Origin of the sequence: Tepidimonas taiwanensis, from assembly GCF_020162115.1 — a bacterium.
Lineage (GTDB): Bacteria > Pseudomonadota > Gammaproteobacteria > Burkholderiales > Burkholderiaceae_C > Tepidimonas > Tepidimonas taiwanensis.
On record NZ_CP083911.1, the window covers coordinates 239,750 to 257,364 of the forward strand.

The 17,615-nt window shown below is 68.7% G+C and carries 20 protein-coding genes; 17 read left to right on the top strand and 3 right to left on the bottom strand.

The window, feature by feature from the left end:
- The first annotated feature begins 63 nt into the window (after positions 1 to 63).
- The 9 genes from motA to LCC91_RS01160 all read left to right on the top strand — a co-directional run bounded on the left by motA (position 64) and on the right by LCC91_RS01160 (position 9,318).
- Entirely contained in the window at positions 64 to 921 is an 858-nt protein-coding gene (gene motA, locus LCC91_RS01120; protein ID WP_043699724.1) for a flagellar motor stator protein MotA, read from the top strand.
- A 41-nt stretch (positions 922 to 962) separates the two neighbouring features.
- Complete coding sequence (motB, locus tag LCC91_RS01125) at positions 963 to 1,931, top strand: flagellar motor protein MotB (protein ID WP_043699721.1); 969 nt, start codon at positions 963 to 965, stop codon at positions 1,929 to 1,931.
- A gap of 23 nt (positions 1,932 to 1,954) precedes the next feature.
- Positions 1,955 to 2,341: a chemotaxis response regulator CheY gene (gene cheY, locus LCC91_RS01130; RefSeq protein ID WP_043699718.1), complete on the top strand. Its 387-nt coding sequence runs from the start codon at positions 1,955 to 1,957 to the stop codon at positions 2,339 to 2,341.
- A 24-nt stretch (positions 2,342 to 2,365) separates the two neighbouring features.
- Positions 2,366 to 3,025 (top strand): protein phosphatase CheZ, encoded by a 660-nt coding sequence (locus LCC91_RS01135; RefSeq protein WP_043699715.1) that lies wholly within the window; start codon positions 2,366 to 2,368, stop codon positions 3,023 to 3,025.
- A 121-nt stretch (positions 3,026 to 3,146) separates the two neighbouring features.
- A complete protein-coding gene (locus LCC91_RS01140) occupies positions 3,147 to 4,286 on the top strand; it encodes an EscU/YscU/HrcU family type III secretion system export apparatus switch protein (RefSeq protein ID WP_043699712.1) in 1,140 nt (379 codons plus the stop codon).
- Positions 4,287 to 4,315: 29 nt separating this feature from the next.
- Positions 4,316 to 6,406, top strand: a complete 2,091-nt coding sequence (flhA, locus tag LCC91_RS01145; protein WP_043699710.1) for a flagellar biosynthesis protein FlhA — start codon at positions 4,316 to 4,318, stop codon at positions 6,404 to 6,406.
- The gene (gene flhF, locus LCC91_RS01150; protein ID WP_043699707.1) at positions 6,403 to 7,941 is read left to right on the top strand and encodes a flagellar biosynthesis protein FlhF; all 1,539 of its coding nucleotides are present in this window, start codon (positions 6,403 to 6,405) and stop codon (positions 7,939 to 7,941) included. Before flhA ends, flhF begins: the two co-directional genes overlap by 4 nt.
- Positions 7,934 to 8,545, top strand: coding sequence for a hypothetical protein (locus LCC91_RS01155; RefSeq protein ID WP_043699704.1), 612 nt, complete (start codon positions 7,934 to 7,936; stop codon positions 8,543 to 8,545). Before flhF ends, LCC91_RS01155 begins: the two co-directional genes overlap by 8 nt.
- 50 nt (positions 8,546 to 8,595) lie before the next feature.
- A complete protein-coding gene (locus tag LCC91_RS01160; protein WP_043699798.1) occupies positions 8,596 to 9,318 on the top strand; it encodes an RNA polymerase sigma factor FliA in 723 nt (240 codons plus the stop codon).
- 32 nt (positions 9,319 to 9,350) lie between these two features.
- On the opposite strand, the gene LCC91_RS01165 is transcribed toward LCC91_RS01160, so the two are convergent.
- The 3 genes from LCC91_RS01165 to flgA form a co-directional block, all read right to left on the bottom strand.
- Positions 9,351 to 9,710, bottom strand: a complete 360-nt coding sequence (locus LCC91_RS01165; RefSeq protein WP_043699702.1) for a hypothetical protein — start codon at positions 9,708 to 9,710, stop codon at positions 9,351 to 9,353.
- Between the two features lie 49 nt (positions 9,711 to 9,759).
- Positions 9,760 to 10,095 (bottom strand): flagellar biosynthesis anti-sigma factor FlgM, encoded by a 336-nt coding sequence (gene flgM, locus LCC91_RS01170; protein ID WP_043699699.1) that lies wholly within the window; start codon positions 10,093 to 10,095, stop codon positions 9,760 to 9,762.
- 119 nt (positions 10,096 to 10,214) lie between these two features.
- Complete coding sequence (gene flgA, locus LCC91_RS01175; RefSeq protein WP_052231457.1) at positions 10,215 to 11,048, bottom strand: flagellar basal body P-ring formation chaperone FlgA; 834 nt, start codon at positions 11,046 to 11,048, stop codon at positions 10,215 to 10,217.
- Positions 11,049 to 11,211: 163 nt separating this feature from the next.
- Here flgA and flgB point away from each other — a divergent pair, with 163 nt between their 5' ends.
- From flgB to LCC91_RS01215, 8 genes are all read left to right on the top strand, one after another.
- Positions 11,212 to 11,658: a flagellar basal body rod protein FlgB gene (gene flgB / locus LCC91_RS01180; protein WP_043699696.1), complete on the top strand. Its 447-nt coding sequence runs from the start codon at positions 11,212 to 11,214 to the stop codon at positions 11,656 to 11,658.
- A gap of 11 nt (positions 11,659 to 11,669) precedes the next feature.
- On the top strand, positions 11,670 to 12,074 hold the full coding sequence (gene flgC, locus LCC91_RS01185; RefSeq protein ID WP_043699688.1) for a flagellar basal body rod protein FlgC: 405 nt from the start codon (positions 11,670 to 11,672) through the stop codon (positions 12,072 to 12,074).
- A 21-nt stretch (positions 12,075 to 12,095) separates the two neighbouring features.
- Positions 12,096 to 12,752: a flagellar hook assembly protein FlgD gene (locus LCC91_RS01190; RefSeq protein ID WP_043699687.1), complete on the top strand. Its 657-nt coding sequence runs from the start codon at positions 12,096 to 12,098 to the stop codon at positions 12,750 to 12,752.
- 66 nt (positions 12,753 to 12,818) lie between these two features.
- Entirely contained in the window at positions 12,819 to 14,117 is a 1,299-nt protein-coding gene (gene flgE, locus LCC91_RS01195; protein ID WP_043699685.1) for a flagellar hook protein FlgE, read from the top strand.
- 32 nt (positions 14,118 to 14,149) lie between these two features.
- A complete protein-coding gene (flgF, locus tag LCC91_RS01200; protein ID WP_143897400.1) occupies positions 14,150 to 14,890 on the top strand; it encodes a flagellar basal-body rod protein FlgF in 741 nt (246 codons plus the stop codon).
- Between the two features lie 16 nt (positions 14,891 to 14,906).
- On the top strand, positions 14,907 to 15,689 hold the full coding sequence (flgG, locus tag LCC91_RS01205) for a flagellar basal-body rod protein FlgG (RefSeq protein WP_043699681.1): 783 nt from the start codon (positions 14,907 to 14,909) through the stop codon (positions 15,687 to 15,689).
- Positions 15,690 to 15,736: 47 nt separating this feature from the next.
- Positions 15,737 to 16,426: a flagellar basal body L-ring protein FlgH gene (locus tag LCC91_RS01210; RefSeq protein ID WP_043699679.1), complete on the top strand. Its 690-nt coding sequence runs from the start codon at positions 15,737 to 15,739 to the stop codon at positions 16,424 to 16,426.
- Positions 16,427 to 16,462: 36 nt separating this feature from the next.
- Positions 16,463 to 17,614, top strand: coding sequence for a flagellar basal body P-ring protein FlgI (locus tag LCC91_RS01215; protein WP_052231456.1), 1,152 nt, complete (start codon positions 16,463 to 16,465; stop codon positions 17,612 to 17,614).
- Position 17,615: the final 1 nt, after the last annotated feature.

The following is a 17,615-nucleotide window of genomic DNA, read 5'->3' on the forward strand; positions in this document are numbered from 1 at the left end:
CCCGTCACGGTTCGTCCGACGTCGCCCGATACAATGGTCCCCGTGGTATCGGTGGGGTAGCCCATGTTCGTCATCGTTGGCTGGTTGGTCGTCCTCGCGTGTGTGTTCGGTGTGTTCATCGCACACGGCGGCAATATCGGCGTCATCCTGAAGGCGTTGCCGTTCGAGATGGCGACGATCTTCGGCGCGGCCATCGGTGCCTTCATCGCGGGCAATCTGATGAAGGTGCTCAAGGGCGTCGGGCGTGGACTCGGGGCGTGCTTCAAAGGTTCCAAGTACACGAAAGCGCGCTTCATGGACCTGCTGGGGCTGCTGTACGACATCCTGCAAAAGGCGCGCAAAGAGGGCCTGATGGCGATCGAGGGCGATGTCGAAAACCCCGACGCGTCGCCGCTGTTCCAGAAATACCCGACGATCGCCAGCGACCATCACACAGTCGAGTTCATCACCGACTACCTGCGGCTGATGGTCTCGGGCAATCTGAATGCGCACGAGATCGAGTCCATCATGGACGCCGAGCTGGAAACCCACCACGCCGAGGAGCACGCGGCGGTGGCGGCGCTACAGCGGCTCGCCGGTGCGCTGCCGGCTTTCGGTATCGTCGCCGCGGTGCTGGGCGTGGTCAACACGATGGGATCGGTCGGCCAGCCGCCCGCGGTGCTGGGCGGCATGATCGGCTCGGCCCTCGTCGGGACGTTCCTCGGCATTCTGCTTGCGTACGCGTTCGCCGAACCGTTGGCCAGCCTGCTGGAGCAGAAGGTCGAGGAATCGAGCAAGGAGTTCCAGTGCATCAAGACGACGCTGCTGGCCAGCATGCAGGGCTATGCGCCGATGACGGCGATCGAATTCGGGCGCAAGGTGCTGTTCTCCGACCAGCGGCCGACCTTCAGTGAGCTGGAGGCCCACGTGAAGAAGAAGTGACGCCGTCGCCGACGTCTCGTTGACTGAGCCACCCACGCACCATGGCCTCCTCCGGCAAGCCGCTGCAACCGATCATCGTCAAGCGCGTCAAGAAGGGCGGGCATGGCGCGCACGGGGGCGCTTGGAAGATCGCGTACGCGGACTTCGTCACCGCGATGATGGCGTTCTTCCTGCTGATGTGGCTGCTCGGCTCCACCACGGAAGGCGACCGCAAGGGCATTGCCGACTACTTCAACCAGCCGCTCAAGGTCATGCTGTTCGGCGGGCCCGGTTCCGGGGGCGCGACGAGCATCCTCGACGGCGGTGGCGACGACCTGACGAAGAGCGTCGGCGAGGAGGCGAGCGGCAATGTCGAGGAGAAGGTGCGCGAACTGGGGGCGCAGCTCGCCCGCGCGGAAATGATCCGCTTGGAAAAACAGCGCATCGCGACGCTGCGCGACAAAATCGAAAACATCATCAGCCAGAACCCGCAGCTGGCGGAGTACAAGAACCAGATACGGTTGGAGATGGTGCAGGATGGTCTGTACATCCAGATCGTCGACGAGCAAAACCGCCCGATGTTCGACACCGGCAGCGCCCTGCTCAAGCCGTATATGCGCGATATCCTGCGGGCGATCGCGCAGGCGCTGGCCGAGGTGGACAACCGCATTTCGCTCTCCGGCCACACCGATGCGACCCCGTATGGCAGCGGGGAGCGTGCCTACAGCAACTGGGAGCTGTCGGCCGACCGGGCCAACGCGAGCCGGCGCGAACTGGTGGCGGCTGGGCTGCCCGAGGGCAAGCTCGCGCGCGTCGTCGGCATGGCGGACAAGCAGCTGCTCTTTCCCGACCAACCGCAGGACCCGCGCAACCGCCGCATCAGCATCCTCGTGCTCACGCGCGAGGCCGAGGAGCGCATGTCCAAGTCGCTGGAGGCGGCACCTGCTGTCACTGATGAAGCCGCAGCGCGCGAGGTGGTGACCAACGGCGACGCCCGCCAACCTCAGCCCGCCGCCCAGCGCGTAAACTAACGCCCTCCCGGACGGAGTGATACATGGCCGATGTGCGATTTCTGATCGTCGACGATTTCTCCACGATGCGCCGCATCGTGCGCAACCTGCTCAAGGAGCTCGGCCACGGCGACGCCGACGAGGCCGAGGACGGGTCGGTGGCGCTGCACAAGCTGCGCAATGGCAAGTTCGACATGGTGATCACCGACATCAACATGCCGAACATGAACGGCTTCGAGCTGCTGACGCAGATCAAGTCGGACGACAAACTCAAGCACATCCCGGTGCTGATGGTGACCGCCGAGGCGCGCAAGGAGGACATCATCGCCGCGGCGCAGGGCGGTGCGGCGGGCTACATCGTCAAGCCGTTCACCAAGGCTACGCTCGAGGAAAAACTCACCAACATCTTCCGCAAGATGGGTTGGGCGTGACGCCCGCACCGGGAAGGGGAGGCCATGACCAACGCCACATCCGCCGCGCCCAAGACCGACAGCAAGGGCGACATCTACCAGCGCCTGGGGGAAATCACCCGCGAGCTGCACGAGGCGCTCAAGGCGCTGGGCTATATGCCCGCGCTGAAAGACGCGGTGGGGGAGCTTCCGGACGCGCGCAGCCGGCTCGAGTACATCGCGCGCCTGACCGGTGAAGCTGCCGAGAAGGTGCTCAATCGCGTCGACGAGGCCAAGGCCGAGCAACAGACGGTGATCGAAAGCAGCCGCCAGCTCGTCGAGACGATCGGCCGGGTGCCGGGCCTGAAGTGGGCGATGCCCGAACTGCTCGAATGGTCGCAGCGCATCCAGGGGGCGGCCGAACGTACCGACCACCACCTGACCGAAATCATGATGGCGCAGGACTTTCACGACCTCACGGGCCAGGTGATCAAAAAGGTGGTGGCACTGGCCGCGACGCTGGAGCAGCAGCTCGTGCAGCTGCTGGTCGAGACGGCGCCGTATGCGGCCGCGGCGGAGGCCGAGTCCGCCCCGGCGGCCGCACCAGCCCCGGCGGGCGAATCCCGCCGCGAGCTGTCCGGTCCCGTGGTGAACCCGGAAGGGCGCAGCGACGTGGTGACGAGTCAGGCGCAGGTGGACGACCTGCTCGCGAGCCTGGGGTTCTGAGTACGTCGGTGCGGGCCCGCCCCGGCGGAAGGCAAAGAGGCGGGTGTTTGCCCGCCTTTTGTCACTTTAGAACCGCCAAGGCCCCGCTGACAATGCGGTCGAACGCCGTCGCCCGACCGCCATGGAATCCACCCAGGACAAAAACCAGCCCGCCACACCGCGCCGCCTGCAAAAAGCGCGCGAGGAAGGGCAGATCCCCCGCTCACGCGACCTGACGCACCTGGCCGTGCTCGGCGGAGGGGCGGTGCTGCTGTGGGCGACGCTGCCGTGGGTGTACGAGCGGCTGCGCGCCGCGGTGCGCGCGGGCCTGCGCTTCGACGCCGAGCGCGCGCGGGAACCGGCGCAGATGCTGCAGCACCTGGGCGATGGCCTGTGGCTGGGGCTGGGGCTGTACCTGCCGCTGGGGCTGGCGGTGCTGGTGATCGTCGTACTGGCGCTGTTGGCGGCGGGCTCGTATGCGCTCAGCACCAAGCCGCTGATGCCGGACCTCTCCAAAATCGGGTTGATCAGCGGTTTCAAACGGCTGTTCTCCCGTCAGCAGGCGTTCGAGGTGCTCAAGCTGCTGGCCATCACCGCACTGATCGCGGTGCTCGGTGCGTGGTACGTGCAATCACACATCGACGCCTTTGCCTCGCTGCTGCTGCGCCCGCTGGAGTCCGCGCTCGTGCAGACGGGCGAGTGGTTCGCCGCGGGCGTTGCGTGGCTGCTGGCGGTGGTGCTGCTGGTGGCGGCGGTGGACGTGCCGCTGCAGCAGTACCTCTACCGCCACCGCCTGCGCATGTCGCTGCAGGAGGTCAAGGACGAGCACAAGGAAACCGAGGGCAACCCGCAGATCAAGAGCGCGCGTCGCCAGCGGGCGCGCGAGATTGCGTACGGCCAGAGCATCCGCCGCGTGCCCGAGGCGGACGTGGTGGTGATGAACCCGACCCACTACGCGGTGGCGCTGCGCTATGACGAGCACACGATGGCCGCGCCGCACGTCATCGCCAAGGGCGCGGACCTGCTGGCGCTGCGCATCCGCGACGTGGCGCGCGAGGCCAAGGTCCCGGTGCTGGAAGCACCGATGCTCGCGCGCGCGCTGTACGCGCACACGGAGCTGGACGAGCCGATTCCCGCGGCGCTCTTTACCGCCGTGGCGCAGGTGCTGGCGTGGGTGTACCGCCTGCGCGCGGCGCTGCGCGGCCAGGGGCCGATGCCGCGGCCGCCCCGTCCGGACGTCCCGGTCGAGCTCGACCCGCTGCACGGCCGCGCGCCCACCTGAACCGCTGACGCTGAGTCCCCTTTCGCCCCATGAACGCCGTCTTGCAATCGCTGCAACAACACCTGGGCCCGCTGCGCGGGCACGGTCAGGCGCTGGCGGCGCCCGCGCTGGTCATGCTGGTGCTGGCCATGCTGGTGCTGCCGCTGCCGCCGTGGCTGCTGGACACCTTTTTCACGCTCAACATCGCGATCGCCCTCACCGTGATGATGGTGGCGGCCTACATGCGGCGCGCGCTGGACTTTGCGGTGTTCCCGACGGTGCTGCTGATCACGACGCTGCTGCGGCTGTCGCTCAACGTTGCTTCCACCCGTGTCGTGCTGATGGAGGGGCACACGGGCCCCGGCGCAGCCGGGGCCGTGATCGAGGCCTTCGGCACCTTCCTGATCGGCGGCAATTTTGCGGTCGGCCTGATCGTGTTTCTGATCCTGGTGGTGATCAACTTCATCGTCATCACCAAGGGCGCCGAGCGCATCGCCGAGGTGGGCGCGCGCTTCACGCTGGACGCGATGCCCGGCAAGCAGATGGCGATCGACGCGGACCTCAACGCCGGCCTGATCGACCAGGCCGAAGCCAAGCGCCGCCGCGCCGAAGTGGCCGAAGAGGCGGACTTTTTCGGCAACATGGACGGTGCGTCCAAGTTCGTGCGCGGCGACGCGATCGCCGGGATCCTGATTCTGCTCATCAACATCATCGGCGGCTTTGCCATCGGCATGCTGCAGCACGGCCTGACGCTGGAGCAGGCCGCGCACAGCTACATCACGCTGTCGGTCGGTGACGCGCTGGTGGCGCAGGTGCCGGGGCTGCTGATTTCGGTGGCGGCGGCGATGGTGGTCTCGCGCGTGGGCAAAGAGGCCGATCTGGGCCAGCAGATCGTCAGCCAGATGTTCGACTCGCCCAAGGTGCTCGGGATTACGGCGGTGGTGCTGGCGCTGCTGGGCAGCGTTCCGGGCATGCCCAACCTGGTGTTTCTGACCTTTGCGTTGGTGATCGGGTCGGTGGCGTACTGGCTGGCGCGCGAGCGGCGCAAGCCCTCGCCGCAGGAACTGGCCGCGCAGCAGGCGACGCAGACGCCCGCGGAAACCGAGGCCACCTGGGATGACCTTCAGCCGGTCGACCTGCTCGGGCTGGAACTGGGCTACCGGCTGATCACGCTGGTGGACCGCACGCGCCGTGGCGACCTGCTCACCCGCATCAAGGGCGTGCGCAAAAAGTTCGCGCAGGAGGTGGGCTTCTTGCCGCCGCCGGTGCACGTGCGTGACAACCTGGAGCTCAAGCCCACCGCGTACCGCATCACGCTGCGCGGCGTCGTGGTCGGCGAGGGCGAGGTGTTCCCCGGGCAGCTACTGGCGATCAACCCCGGGCACATCCAGACGCCGCTGATCGGGCAGGCGACGTCCGACCCGGCGTTCGGCCTGCCGGCGACCTGGATCGACGAGCGCCAGCGCGAAAGCGCGCAAATGGCGGGTTACACGGTCGTTGATGCCGAGACTGTACTGGCCACGCATTTGTCACACTTGATGCAGGTCCACGCGGCCCGGCTGCTCAGCCGCACCGAGGTGCAGGAGCTGGTCGAGCACGTGCGCAAGCTCGCCCCGAAGCTGATCGAAGAAGTGATCCCGGCCATGGTGCCCATCGGTGTGTTCCAGAAAGTCCTGCAGCTGCTGCTGGAGGAGTCGGTGCACATCCGCGACATCCGCACCATCATCGAGACGCTGGCCGAGCACGCGGGCCAGACACAGGATCCGCTGGAGCTGGCGCGGCGCGTGCGCCAGGCGCTCGCACCCGCGATCGTGCAGCAGATCTACGGTCCGGTGCCGGAGCTCGAAGTCATCGCGATCGAGCCGGGGCTGGAGCGCATCCTGACCCAGGCGCTGTCGGGTCAGGGCGGCGGCGCACTGGATCCGGGGCTGGCCGACATGCTGACGCAGTCCGCCGCGCGCGTGGCCACCCGTCAGGAGGAAAACGGCGTACCCGCCGTGCTGCTGGTGCCCGATGCGATCCGCCAGGCCGTCGCGCGGCTGCTGCGCCGTGCGGCCCCGCGCCTGCAGGTGCTGGCACACAGCGAGATCCCTGAAACCCACACCATCCGCATCGGCCCGATCATTGGAGAGCCCGCATGAACGCGCAACGATTCGTCGCCCCCAACTCGCGCGAGGCCATGGCGCTGGCGCGTGCCGCCTTTGGCGAGCAGGCCGTGATCCTGTCGAGCCGCTCCACCGAGCAGGGCTTCGAGGTCGTGGCCACGTCGGAGGACCAGCTCGCGCGCATCGCCGCCCAGGCGGCGTCGCCGGCGGCGCTGCAAAGCCACGCCCAGCTGCCCGAGACGCCGGCCGCACGCGGCGGGCGGGCGCTGAACCTGCAGCAGCGTGCCGCGGCGCAGCTGCCCCCGTTGTCGCCGGACAGCACGGTTGCCCAGGACACCGAGACGCTGGCGATGAGCACGCTGTCGTTCCAGGAGTATGTGCGCGAGCGTATGCTGCGCAAGCGCCGCGAGGCGATGCAGGGCAAGCTCGCGGCCGACACCGCCGCGACGACGCCCGTGCCCGCCGCGCGCGCGGTGCCGCCCGCCCGGCCGCAGCCGCCCGCCGCGGACGGCATGATCCTGCCGTTCGGCCACGGGGCGAGCGCGGGCGGCACTGTCCCGGCGGCACGCGCCAAAGGCGCTGCGGCCCCGCGTCCTGCCACACCGGCGCCCGCCCCGGCGGCGGCCGCCCTGACGGCGCAGCTCGACGCGCTCAAGGCGATGATGGAGGAGCGCTTCCAGACGCTGGCCTGGCTCGGTCAGACCAAGCTCAACCCCATCCAGTCGCAGCTGATGCACAAGTTCATCCGCGCGGGCTACTCGCCGACCGTGGCGCGGGCCGTGCTGGAACGGCTGCCTGCGCACTTGGACGCCTCCGGCGCGTGGCGCTGGACCCTGGAAGTGCTGGCGCGCAACCTGCGCGTCGCGCGCGAGCCGGGGCAGCTTTGCGATGAGGGGGGTGTATTCGCGCTGATCGGCTCCACCGGGGTCGGCAAGACCACGACCGCCGCCAAGCTTGCCGCGCAGTGCGTCAAGGCCTACGGTGCCAACAGCGTCGGGCTCATCACCCTGGACACCTACCGCGTCGCCGGCTACGAGCAGTTGCGGACCTACGGCCGCATGCTCGGCGTGGTCGCGCATCTGGCGCACGACCGCGCCGCACTGCAGGACCTGTTGGAGCTGCTGGCCAACAAGCGCATGGTCATCATCGACACCGCGGGGCTCGGCCAGCGCGACCCGCGCATCCGGGAGATGATGTCGCTGCTTGCAGCGCCGTCGATCAAGAAGCTGCTCGTGGTCAACGCGGGCAGCCACGGCGACACCCTCGACGACGTGTTCGGGGCCTACCGCGAGACGTCGTTGCACGGCGTCATCCTGTCGAAGGTGGACGAGGCGGCCAAGCTCGGCCCTGCGGTGGATGCGCTGATCCGGCACCAGACGGTGCTGCGAGGCCTGACCACCGGGCAGCGAGTGCCGGAAGACTGGCAGCGCCCCGATGCCACCGCGCTCGTGCGGTTGTCGATGGGCAGTCAGGGCAAGTCGGCGTATGATCCCACCAGCGCGGAGCTGCCGTTTTTCTTTACCGACCCCACATCGTCCAGCTGGAAGCCGCAGGGGGTTGCCCATGCTTGAGGCGGTTCGCGATCAGGCGGCGGGGCTGCTGGCGTGGAAGCTGCAGCCGCCCACACGCGTGCTGGCCGTGGCGGCGGCCGAGCGCGGCGCGGCGTCGCTGGAGCTGCTGTGGCGGCTGCGCGAGGGGTGCCGCGCACTTGAGCTGCCATGCGCGGTGATCGAGGGGCCGCCCGAATGCTGGGGCGACGGTCTGGAGCCCGGCGGTGTCGGGTTGTGGCACGCGCCGGTGAGCGCGCTGTGGCGCGACTGGCGCAACGTTCCGGGGCGGCCGCTGGTGGCGCTGACGGCGGACCCGGCCGCTTTGGTGGACGCGTACCGCGCAATCAAGGCGCTGTCGGGCGGCGGCCTGCACCCGGTGGTCGTGGCGCTGCCCGACGAGGGCGACGAGACGATGGCGCCCCACGGGGCGCTGCAGGCCGCCCTGGCGGCGCTGCGGCGCACCTGCCACCAGCACCTGCGCGCCGTTCCGCCGGTGTGGACGCTGGGGTATCATGCACAACGATCGGCCGATCCCGCCGGGGAGGGGACGCTGCTGCGGGTGCTCGAAGCGGCCTGGACGCTGGAAGCACCTGGCGCGATGGGGGGGCGGCTGCGTCCATGCTGACCACGCCAGCGCTGACGCCCGCGCGGCCGATCCGACCGCCGGAGTTTTCGATGTACACGCCCAAGGGCATGCTCGACCGAGACGCGCAACTGCGCCAGTACGCGCCGCTGGTGCACCGGCTGGCGCACCTGATGATCGCGCGCCTGCCGGCCAGCGTCGAGCTCGACGACCTCATCCAGGTCGGCATGATCGGGTTGACGGAGGCGCTGGCGCGTTACGAGCCGTCGATGGGCGTGCAGTTCGAAACCTTCGCCAGCCAGCGCATCAAGGGCGCGATGCTCGACGAGCTGCGCGACGCGGACTGGATGTCGCGCGGCTCGCGCAAGCTGCAAAAAGACATCGAATCCGCCATCCACCGGCTGGAACAGCGCCTGCAGCGCCCGCCGCGGGAGTCGGAAATCGCGCAGGAGCTGGGGATGACGCTGGACGAATACCACGAGACGCTCAGCCGCATGCGCGGCACGCAGCTCGTGTATTTGGAAGACCTGGGGGGGCGCAGCGACGACGGCGAGGAGGGGTTTCTGGAACGCTTCCTGCCGGACGATGCGGAGCAAAACCCCGAGTCGATCCTGGCCGACCGGCGCATGCGCGAGGCGCTCGTCGACGCGATCCAGCGCCTGCCCGAGCGCGAGCAGTACGTGATGAGCATGTACTACGAGCACGACATGAACCTCAAGGAGATCGCCGCCGTGCTCGGTGTAACCGAATCGCGGGTCAGCCAGATCCACTCGCAGGCGGTCGCGCGCCTGCGGGCACGGCTGCGCGAGCACTGACGAACGGGCCCGCGCCGCTGTCGGTCGTCGGCCTAGCCGTATCCGCCGCGCCGACCGGGCAGGCGCTGGCGGCCCAGGCTCGCGTAGGCGTTGAGGTCGTCTTGGGGCAGCATTTGCCCGAGCGCCAGCCGCGCGCTGGCCGACAGCCGCCCCTGCAGTTCGGCCAGCAGCCGCAGCCGCTGGCCGATCTCATCCAGCAGGCGATTGACCTCCGCGGTCCGGGCCGGGGCTTGCCCGACTGCCGGCAGTTGGGCGCGAACCGCCGTGAACGCGTGCGCCAACTCGGCGATGCCGGCCAGCCACCCGTCGGCGTCGATCTCTCCCGCGGCGTGTCGCGTGGTGAGGTTCAGCGCTTCGTCGAGTCGATCGCGCAGGTGGCGCAGTTTGTCCAACCCATCCGTGTTCGGTGCAGGGGCTACGCCGTGCGCCATCGCGTCTGGTTCAAGAGGAACGACGCGCCCCGGAGGCCACACCCAGGAGTTCGCGTGCGTTGGCGAGCAGCTTGTCGGCAATCGCTTCGGCGTTGACCGAGAAGCGGCCACTCTGGATCGCGGTGCGGATCGCTTCGACCTTCGCTGCGTCGAAGCTGTCGGTGCCCGAGCGCGCGATCCCGTTGGTCATCGCCTGTGTCACCGGGGAGAGCTGGACCCGCGTGCCCGCGGCCTCGGCCGCGGTGGCGCTGCTGCCGGCGGCTGACGTGCTCGCCCCCTCCGCGGTGCGCTTGGTCACCGGAGTCGACAGTCCGAACTTGGCTTCAGGCGAGTTGTTGACTTTCATGGCACGCTCCAGACCCGGATAACGAGTCGCTTGAGAGCGTTATCGGCTGGATGAACCGGGACTTTACCCCTTTTTTGACGCCCCGTGTTTTTTGATGCGCCGTGTGATCGGGCTGTGCGTCACAGCGGCAGCGCGACCGTCTCGGCGTCGATCACGGTGCCGGTGAGCACGCGTTTGCTGGGCAGGCGCACCCGCACCGGTTCGCCCAGGCGCCCGTGCCCCAGCGCCTCGCCGACCGCGGTGAGCACAAAACCCCGCCCCTCGACGCGCAGGCGGACCGTCGCGCCGGTTTCGAACACCTGCGGGGCCCTTACCACCCCGGTGCGCAGCACCTGCCCGGCGGCCAGGCCCCGGGCGGCCTCGCGTCCCTGCCAGTCCTCCGGCCGCACGAGGACGGTGTCGCGTTGGGCGGTCCATTCGACCTCCGCGGCCTCCGCGTGCTCTGGCCCGAGCGCCTCGCCCGGCGCCACCGGCCGACGCAGCACCCACCCCGGCCCCCAGACCCGCACCGTGACCGGCAGAAATACGTTCCACGCGACCGGCCCCGCGGTGCAGCGCAGCCCGATACGGCTGCGGCCCCACAGCCGCGTCTGCGGTGGCAGATAGGGTTCGACGCGCTGGCACGGCGCCAGACGCAGGCGGGGGTCGAGCGTGCCGACCTCCACCTCGGCCCGCAGCGGCAGCGGCGCTTCGCCCGCGCGCAGCTGCGCGTTCACGGTCGCGTCCAGCCACGGGCCGACCAGCGCGCCCCACGGGGAGGGTGTGGCGGATGCGGCCGCTGCGGGGGCGCCGGCCACCGGCAGCATCGCCACCATCAGCGCGAATAGCAGGGACCCGCGCCGCCCAACCGACCGCAACCACAGCGACCGCAACCACGCTGAACGAACCGACGCCCCCCCCGCGCGGTGGCGCGGGCGCAGCGGGCCGATGGGGGGCAGGCGCGGCGTGTCCATGATCACGTTGGCACTGTACGCCGGTGGCGCCGCGCCAAAGCCGCCAATTGCGCCGCTGCGGCCCCGCTTTTCCGGGCCTGCCGCGGACTCAAGTTTTTGACAATCCCGTCAACACCCCCCGCCCGAGCGGTGGGTCATCCACCGAAGCCGTCGAGAGGCCGCCATGTTCAACCGTTGGACCGAGCGCATGGACCTGCTGGGGCAGGCGCTGCAGCTGCGCGCCTACCGGCAGCAGGTGCTGGCCAGCAACATCGCCAACGCCGACACGCCGGGTTACGTGGCGCGGGATTTCGACTTCCGCGCGGCGCTGGCGCGCGCGCAGGGTGGTCAGGGTGGCGTGACGCCCACCAACCCGTCGACGGTCAGCGCCGCCGACGGACTCGCGGGCAGCGATCCGCGCCACCTGCGCACTGTGCACAGCCGCGACGGTGTCGCCGACCGCGCACGGTTAGCCTACACCGCGCGCACGCAGCCGTCGCTGGACCAGAACACCGTGGACCTGGACCAGCAGCGTGCCAACTTCGTCGACAACGCGGTGCAGTACGAAACGACGCTGCGCTTCATCAACGGGCACGTGAAGACGATGCTCAGCGCCATCCAGGGGCAGTGAGGAGGGTCGCCATGTCGATGTTCCGGATTTTCGACGTTTCGGGCAGTGCGATCAGCGCGCAGGCGCAGCGTCTCAACACCGTCGCCAGCAACCTGGCCAACGCCGACGCCGTCGCGGGGCCGGACGGGCAGGCCTACAAGGCGCGGCAGGTCGTGTTCCAGACCGTGCCGATGGGCGAGCCCGCCTCCGCCGGCGTCAAGGTCAAGACCATCGTCGAGAGCGATGCGCCGAACCGCCGCGTCTACAACCCGCACCACCCCAACGCCGACGCCCAGGGCTACGTGACGTACGCCAACGTCAATCCGGTGGAGGAGATGGTGCACATGATTGCCGCGGCCCGCTCGTACCAGAACAACGTCGAGGTGATGAACACCGCCAAGACGCTGCTGCTCAAAACCCTGCAGATGGGGCAGTGATCCCGCGGAAAGGAGTACGCCATGTTCATGACCGCGATCAGCAACAGCGAGATCGACGCCTACAACGCCCGCGGCGGCGCACAGGCCGACGCGACCGACCCCAAGGCCGCGCAGGAGCGGTTTCTCAAGCTCTTCGTCGCGCAGCTCAACAACCAGGACCCGCTCAACCCGCTGGACAACGCGCAGATGACCACGCAGATGGCGCAGATCAACCAGGTGGTGGGGCTGCAACAGGTCAACGAGACGCTCAAGAACCTGTCGGCGCAGTTCGGCTGGGTGGGTGCGATGCAGGGCGTGCAGCTCGTCGGCCGCACCGTCGCGACCGAGGGCAACGCCGTGCTGGTGGCCGACGGGCAGGCGAGGGCGGCGTTTAACTTGGCCGCGGACGCCCAAAGCGTGACTGTGGAATTTCTGGATGCCAATGGCGCGATGGTGGGTACCGTCAACGCCGGGGCGCGCAGCGCTGGGCTACAGACCCTGCAGTGGTCGTTGGGCGATGTCGACCCCGCGCGCGTTGCCACCATCCGTGTCAGTGCCACTGGCGCAGGGGGGCAAGCGGTGGAGGCAACGCCGCTGGCGCTGCAGCGCGTGCAGTCCGTCGGCGTGGTCGATGGCACCGTACGGCTGCGCACCGAGCGCGGCACGCTCTCCCAGGATCGGATCCTCGCCTACCTCTGACGACCACTCGTTCGCCGATCGCGTCGGATCGCGCCCGCAACCCGTACACACCTGCAGGAGCACACCATGAGCTTTGGAACCGGACTCTCAGGCCTCAACGCCGCGAGCAAGAACCTCGACGTGATCGGCCACAACATCGCCAACGCCAACACCACCGGGATGAAGGCCGGCCGCGCCGAATTCGCCGAGATGTACGCCGCGTCGCTCGGCGCTGCCGGCGGCAGCAACGGCGGCATCGGGGTGGCCGTGGCCACGGTGGCGCAGCTCTTCACCCAGGGCAACCTCAAGATCACGGGGAATAACCTGGACATGGCCATCAATGGCGATGGCTTTTTCAAGGTTCGCTCCACATCTGGCGAAGTGATGTACACCCGCAATGGCGAGTTCAAGCTCGACAAGGACGGCTACATCATCACCAACAACGGCTCGCGCTTGCAAGGGTATTTGCCGGCGGCCCCGGGCGCGCCGATCACGGTGGGGGGCACGCAAGATCTTTTCCTTCCCACCGGGGCTGCGATTCCGCCGCGCCGCACGGGCACGCTCACCGGGCCCGAAGGGGGGATTCGCGTGACCGCCAACTTGCCTGCCTCGGCCGAGGTGCTCACGCCGGCCACACCACTGGATGATGCGAGGCGGCGCTACGGGACGGTGGTCAACATTTATGACGAGCAGGGCAACCAGATTCCGTTGCAGCTGTATTTCGTGCGCACCAACTACACGGCACCGAATTCGACGTGGACCGTGGTGGGGCGGGTCGAGGGCACGACGCCGTACGAGGCGGTGTTGGGGACGGTGACGTTCGACGCGGCGGGCGAGGTCACCGGTACGCCCACTATTCAGTTGCCTGCCAACGCGCTACCCGGGGGATCGGTGAGCGCCGGGGTGCCATCGGCCGCATTTCCCCCGGCTCCCATTCCGATCAACATCGGCAGCGCGGCGGGTGGGTGGACCCTGACCCAGTACGGATCGCCGTTCGCCGTCTACGATGTACGCCAAGACGGCTACGCTCCGGGTGAGTTGACGTCTATTGTTGTATCGGAGTCGGGGGTCATCACGGCGCGCTACTCCAACGGGGTGTCGCAAGACGCGGGACAGGTCGCGCTGGCACGCTTTCGTAACGTGCAGGGCCTGGAGCCCGTCAACGGCGGCTATTGGCGGGAGACCTTCACGTCGGGCAACGCTGTAGAAGGGGCTCCATTGAGCGGACGCTTCGGAGCGGTGCGCCAAGGGGCGCTAGAGGAGTCCAACGTCGATCTCACGCAAGAGCTGGTCAACATGATCGTGGCTCAGCGCCACTACCAAGCCAACGCACAGACCATCAAAACGCAAGACCAGGTACAGCAGACGCTGGTCAACCTGCGCTGATGCTGCGATCGCACGTTTGAGGAGCCCTCGCGATGGACCGGGTCATCTACACCGCCACGTCCGGTGCCACGGCCGCGATGCACCGGCACCAGGTCATCGCGCACAACCTGGCCAACGTCACCACGACCGGTTTTCGGGCGGAGCTGTCGACGTTTCGCGCCGTGCCGCTGCGCGGCGAAGGCGCTACGACCCGTGTGCACGCGCTGGAGGCCACGCCCGGTTATCTGGACAAGCCGGGACCGTTGCAGAACACTGGCCGCGCGCTCGACGTGGCCGCGGTGGGCAGCGCCTTCTTCGCGATCCAGGCGTTGGACGGCACCGAGGCCTACACGCGCGCCGGCGCCCTGCAGGTCAACGCGCAGGGCAACCTGGTCGGCTTCAACGGCCTGCCGATGCTCGGCGCGGGCGGCGCGCCGATCGCGGTGCCCGAGGGGGCGCAGGTCACGATCGCGCGCGACGGCACGGTGACGGCCAAGGTGGGCAACGAAGCGCCGCAGGAGATCGGGCGCCTCAAGCTCGTCACGCCGCCCGAGGGGCAAAAGCTCGTGCGCGGGGACGACGGGTTGTTCCGTTCGCCCGACGGCCAACCGCTGCCGGCCGACGAAGCCGCAACGCTCGTGGACGGGATGCTCGAGGGCTCCAACGTCGACCCCATCGGCGCAATGGTGGACATGATTGCGGTGGCCCGCCTGTATGAAATGCAGATGAAGCTGCTGCAAAACGCCGAGCGCAACGACCAGCAGGCGGCGCAGCTGCTCAGCCTAAACGCCTGATACCGGAGAGAACGCCATGATCAACTCGCTGCACATCGCCAAAACCGGCATGCAGGCCCAGCAGACGCAGCTCGACGTCATTTCGCACAACCTGGCCAACGTCTCGACCGCGGGCTTCAAGCGCGGCACCGCGCTGTTCGAGGACCTGATCTACCAGAACCTGCGCCAGGTGGGCGGCAACACGGCCGAGAACGCCGAGCTGCCGACGGGACTGCAGATCGGGCTCGGGGTGCGCACGGTGGCCACCGCGCGCACCTACACGCAGGGCAACCTGCAGCAGACCGACAACCGGCTGGATGTGGCGATCAACGGCAACGGGTTTTTCCGGGTCCAGTTGCCCGACGGGTCGACCGCCTACACGCGCGACGGCAGCTTCAAGCTCAACGCCGAGGGGCAGGTCGTCACCAACCAGGGATACCTGCTGGTCGATGGCATCACAGTGCCGGCCAACGCGCAGTCGCTCACCATCGGCAAGGATGGGGCGGTGACGGTGACGTTGCCGGGGCAGGTTGCACCGCAGCCGATCGGCCAGATCACGCTGGCGACGTTCATCAACCCCGCGGGTTTGGAACCGCTCGGGCAAAACCTCTTTCGCGAGTCGCCCGCCTCCGGTGAGCCTGCCGAGGGTGTGCCCGGTACAGAGGGGTTTGGGCAAACCCTGCAAGGCTTTTTGGAGAGCTCCAATGTCAACGTGGTGCAGGAGCTGGTCAACATGATCCAGACCCAGCGCGCCTACGAACTCAACTCCAAGGCGGTGACCACGTCCGATCAGATGCTGCAGCGCCTGACGCAGCTGTGATCGCTGCCGTGATGGGCCAACCGCTCGTTTTTCCAGGAGCCGCTGCGATGAAACCCCTGATGCGCGCGATCGTGGCCGCCGCGGCGGCGGCCACGCTGGCCGGTTGCAACACGCTATCGCAAATCCCGGATGTCGACCTCGCCAAACCGCCGGAGGAGCTCGTCTATCCGCAGCAGCGCGCGGTCCCGAACCCCGTGCCTACCGGTTCGCTGTACTCGCCGGCGTCGTATCGCCCCGGGTTCGAGGATCACCGCGCGCGGCTGGTGGGAGACGTGATCACCATCCAGATCACCGAGAACCTGAGCGCCTCGCAAAGCGCGAAGACCGATGTCTCACGCCAGTCGTCCCTGTCGGCCGGGGTGTCGGCGTTTCCGTTCCTTGGCGCGGGGACGCTGGCCGACCTCAACGCCGGGGCCAAGAGCGCCAACAGCATGAGCGGCGACGGCAAGACCGAGGCGAGCAACACCTTCCGCGGGTCGATCACCGCCGTCGTCACGGACGTGCTGCCCAACGGGCACCTGGTCGTCATCGGCGAAAAGCAAATCGGCGTCAACCAGGCGGTGGACGTGCTGCAGTTTTCCGGCACGGTCGATCCGCGCGCGATCCGCCCGGGCAACACGGTGCTGTCGACGCAGGTGGCCAACGTGCGCGTGCTTTCGCGCGGCCGGGGGGCACCGGCCGATGCGCAAACATTTGGCTGGTTGGCGCGGTTCTTTTTGACGCTTTTGCCGTTCTAAAGTTTTTCCACAATCGGTTCGACGAGGTGTCCTGCCATGAACCGATTGCCCCATACCCCCCACGATCGTCGCCGCTGGCGCGCCGCGCTGTACGCTGTGCTGACGGCGGCCGCGGCGTCGCTGCTCGCGGTCTGGACACCCGCGCACGCCACGCGCATCAAGGACGTCGCGGCGGTTCAGGGGGTGCGCCCCAACCAGCTCAGCGGCTACGGGTTGGTCGTGGGGCTGGACGGTACGGGCGACTCCTCCAACGCCTACACCACGCAGAGCCTGGCCAACTACCTCCAGCAGATGGGGCTGACGCTGCCGCCCGGCGTGACGGTGCAGCCGAAAAACGTCGCGGCCGTGCTGGTGACGGCGGAACTGCCGGCCTTTGCGCGGCCGGGGCAGACCATCGACGTGACCGTGTCGTCGATCGGCAGCGCCAAGTCGCTGCGCGGCGGCACGCTGATCCAGACGCCGCTGCGCGGGGCGGACGGGCAGGTCTACGCGCTGGCGCAGGGCAACCTGGTCGTCGCCGGTGCCGGCGCGTCGGCCGGCGGCAGCAGCGTGGCCGTCAACCACCTCAACGCCGGACGCATCCCCAACGGTGCGCTGGTCGAGCGCGCGGTGCCCACGCCGCTGCTGATCGGCGAGACGGTGGACCTCGCGCTCAACGCGCAGGATTTTCAGACCGCCACCCGCGTGGCGCAGGCGATCAACCGCGCGATCGGCGACGGCACCGCGCAGGCGCTCGACGGCCGCGTGGTGCGCGTGCGCGCGCCGCTCGACCCCAACGAACGCGTGGCGTTTCTGGCGAGCCTGGAGGATCTGCCGCTCGAGCTCTCGGCCCCGACGGCCAAGGTGATCCTCAACGCCCGCACCGGCTCCGTCGTGCTGAATCAGGCCGTCAAGCTCGCGCCGGCCGCGATCGCGCACGGCAACCTGTCGATCACCATCTCTTCCACGCCGCAGGTCAGCCAGCCCGGGCCGTTCGCGCCGCCGGGCGCGCAGACGGTGGTCACCGAAAAGGCCGACATCCAGGTGCAGCAGGAAGGCGGCAAGCTGCTGGAGGTGGAGGCGTCGGCGCAGCTGGCCGACGTGGTGCGCGCGCTCAACAAGCTGGGCGCGACGCCGCAGGACCTGCTGGCCATCCTGCAGGCGATGAAAGCGGCCGGCGCGCTCAAGGCCGAGATCGAGGTGCTGTGAG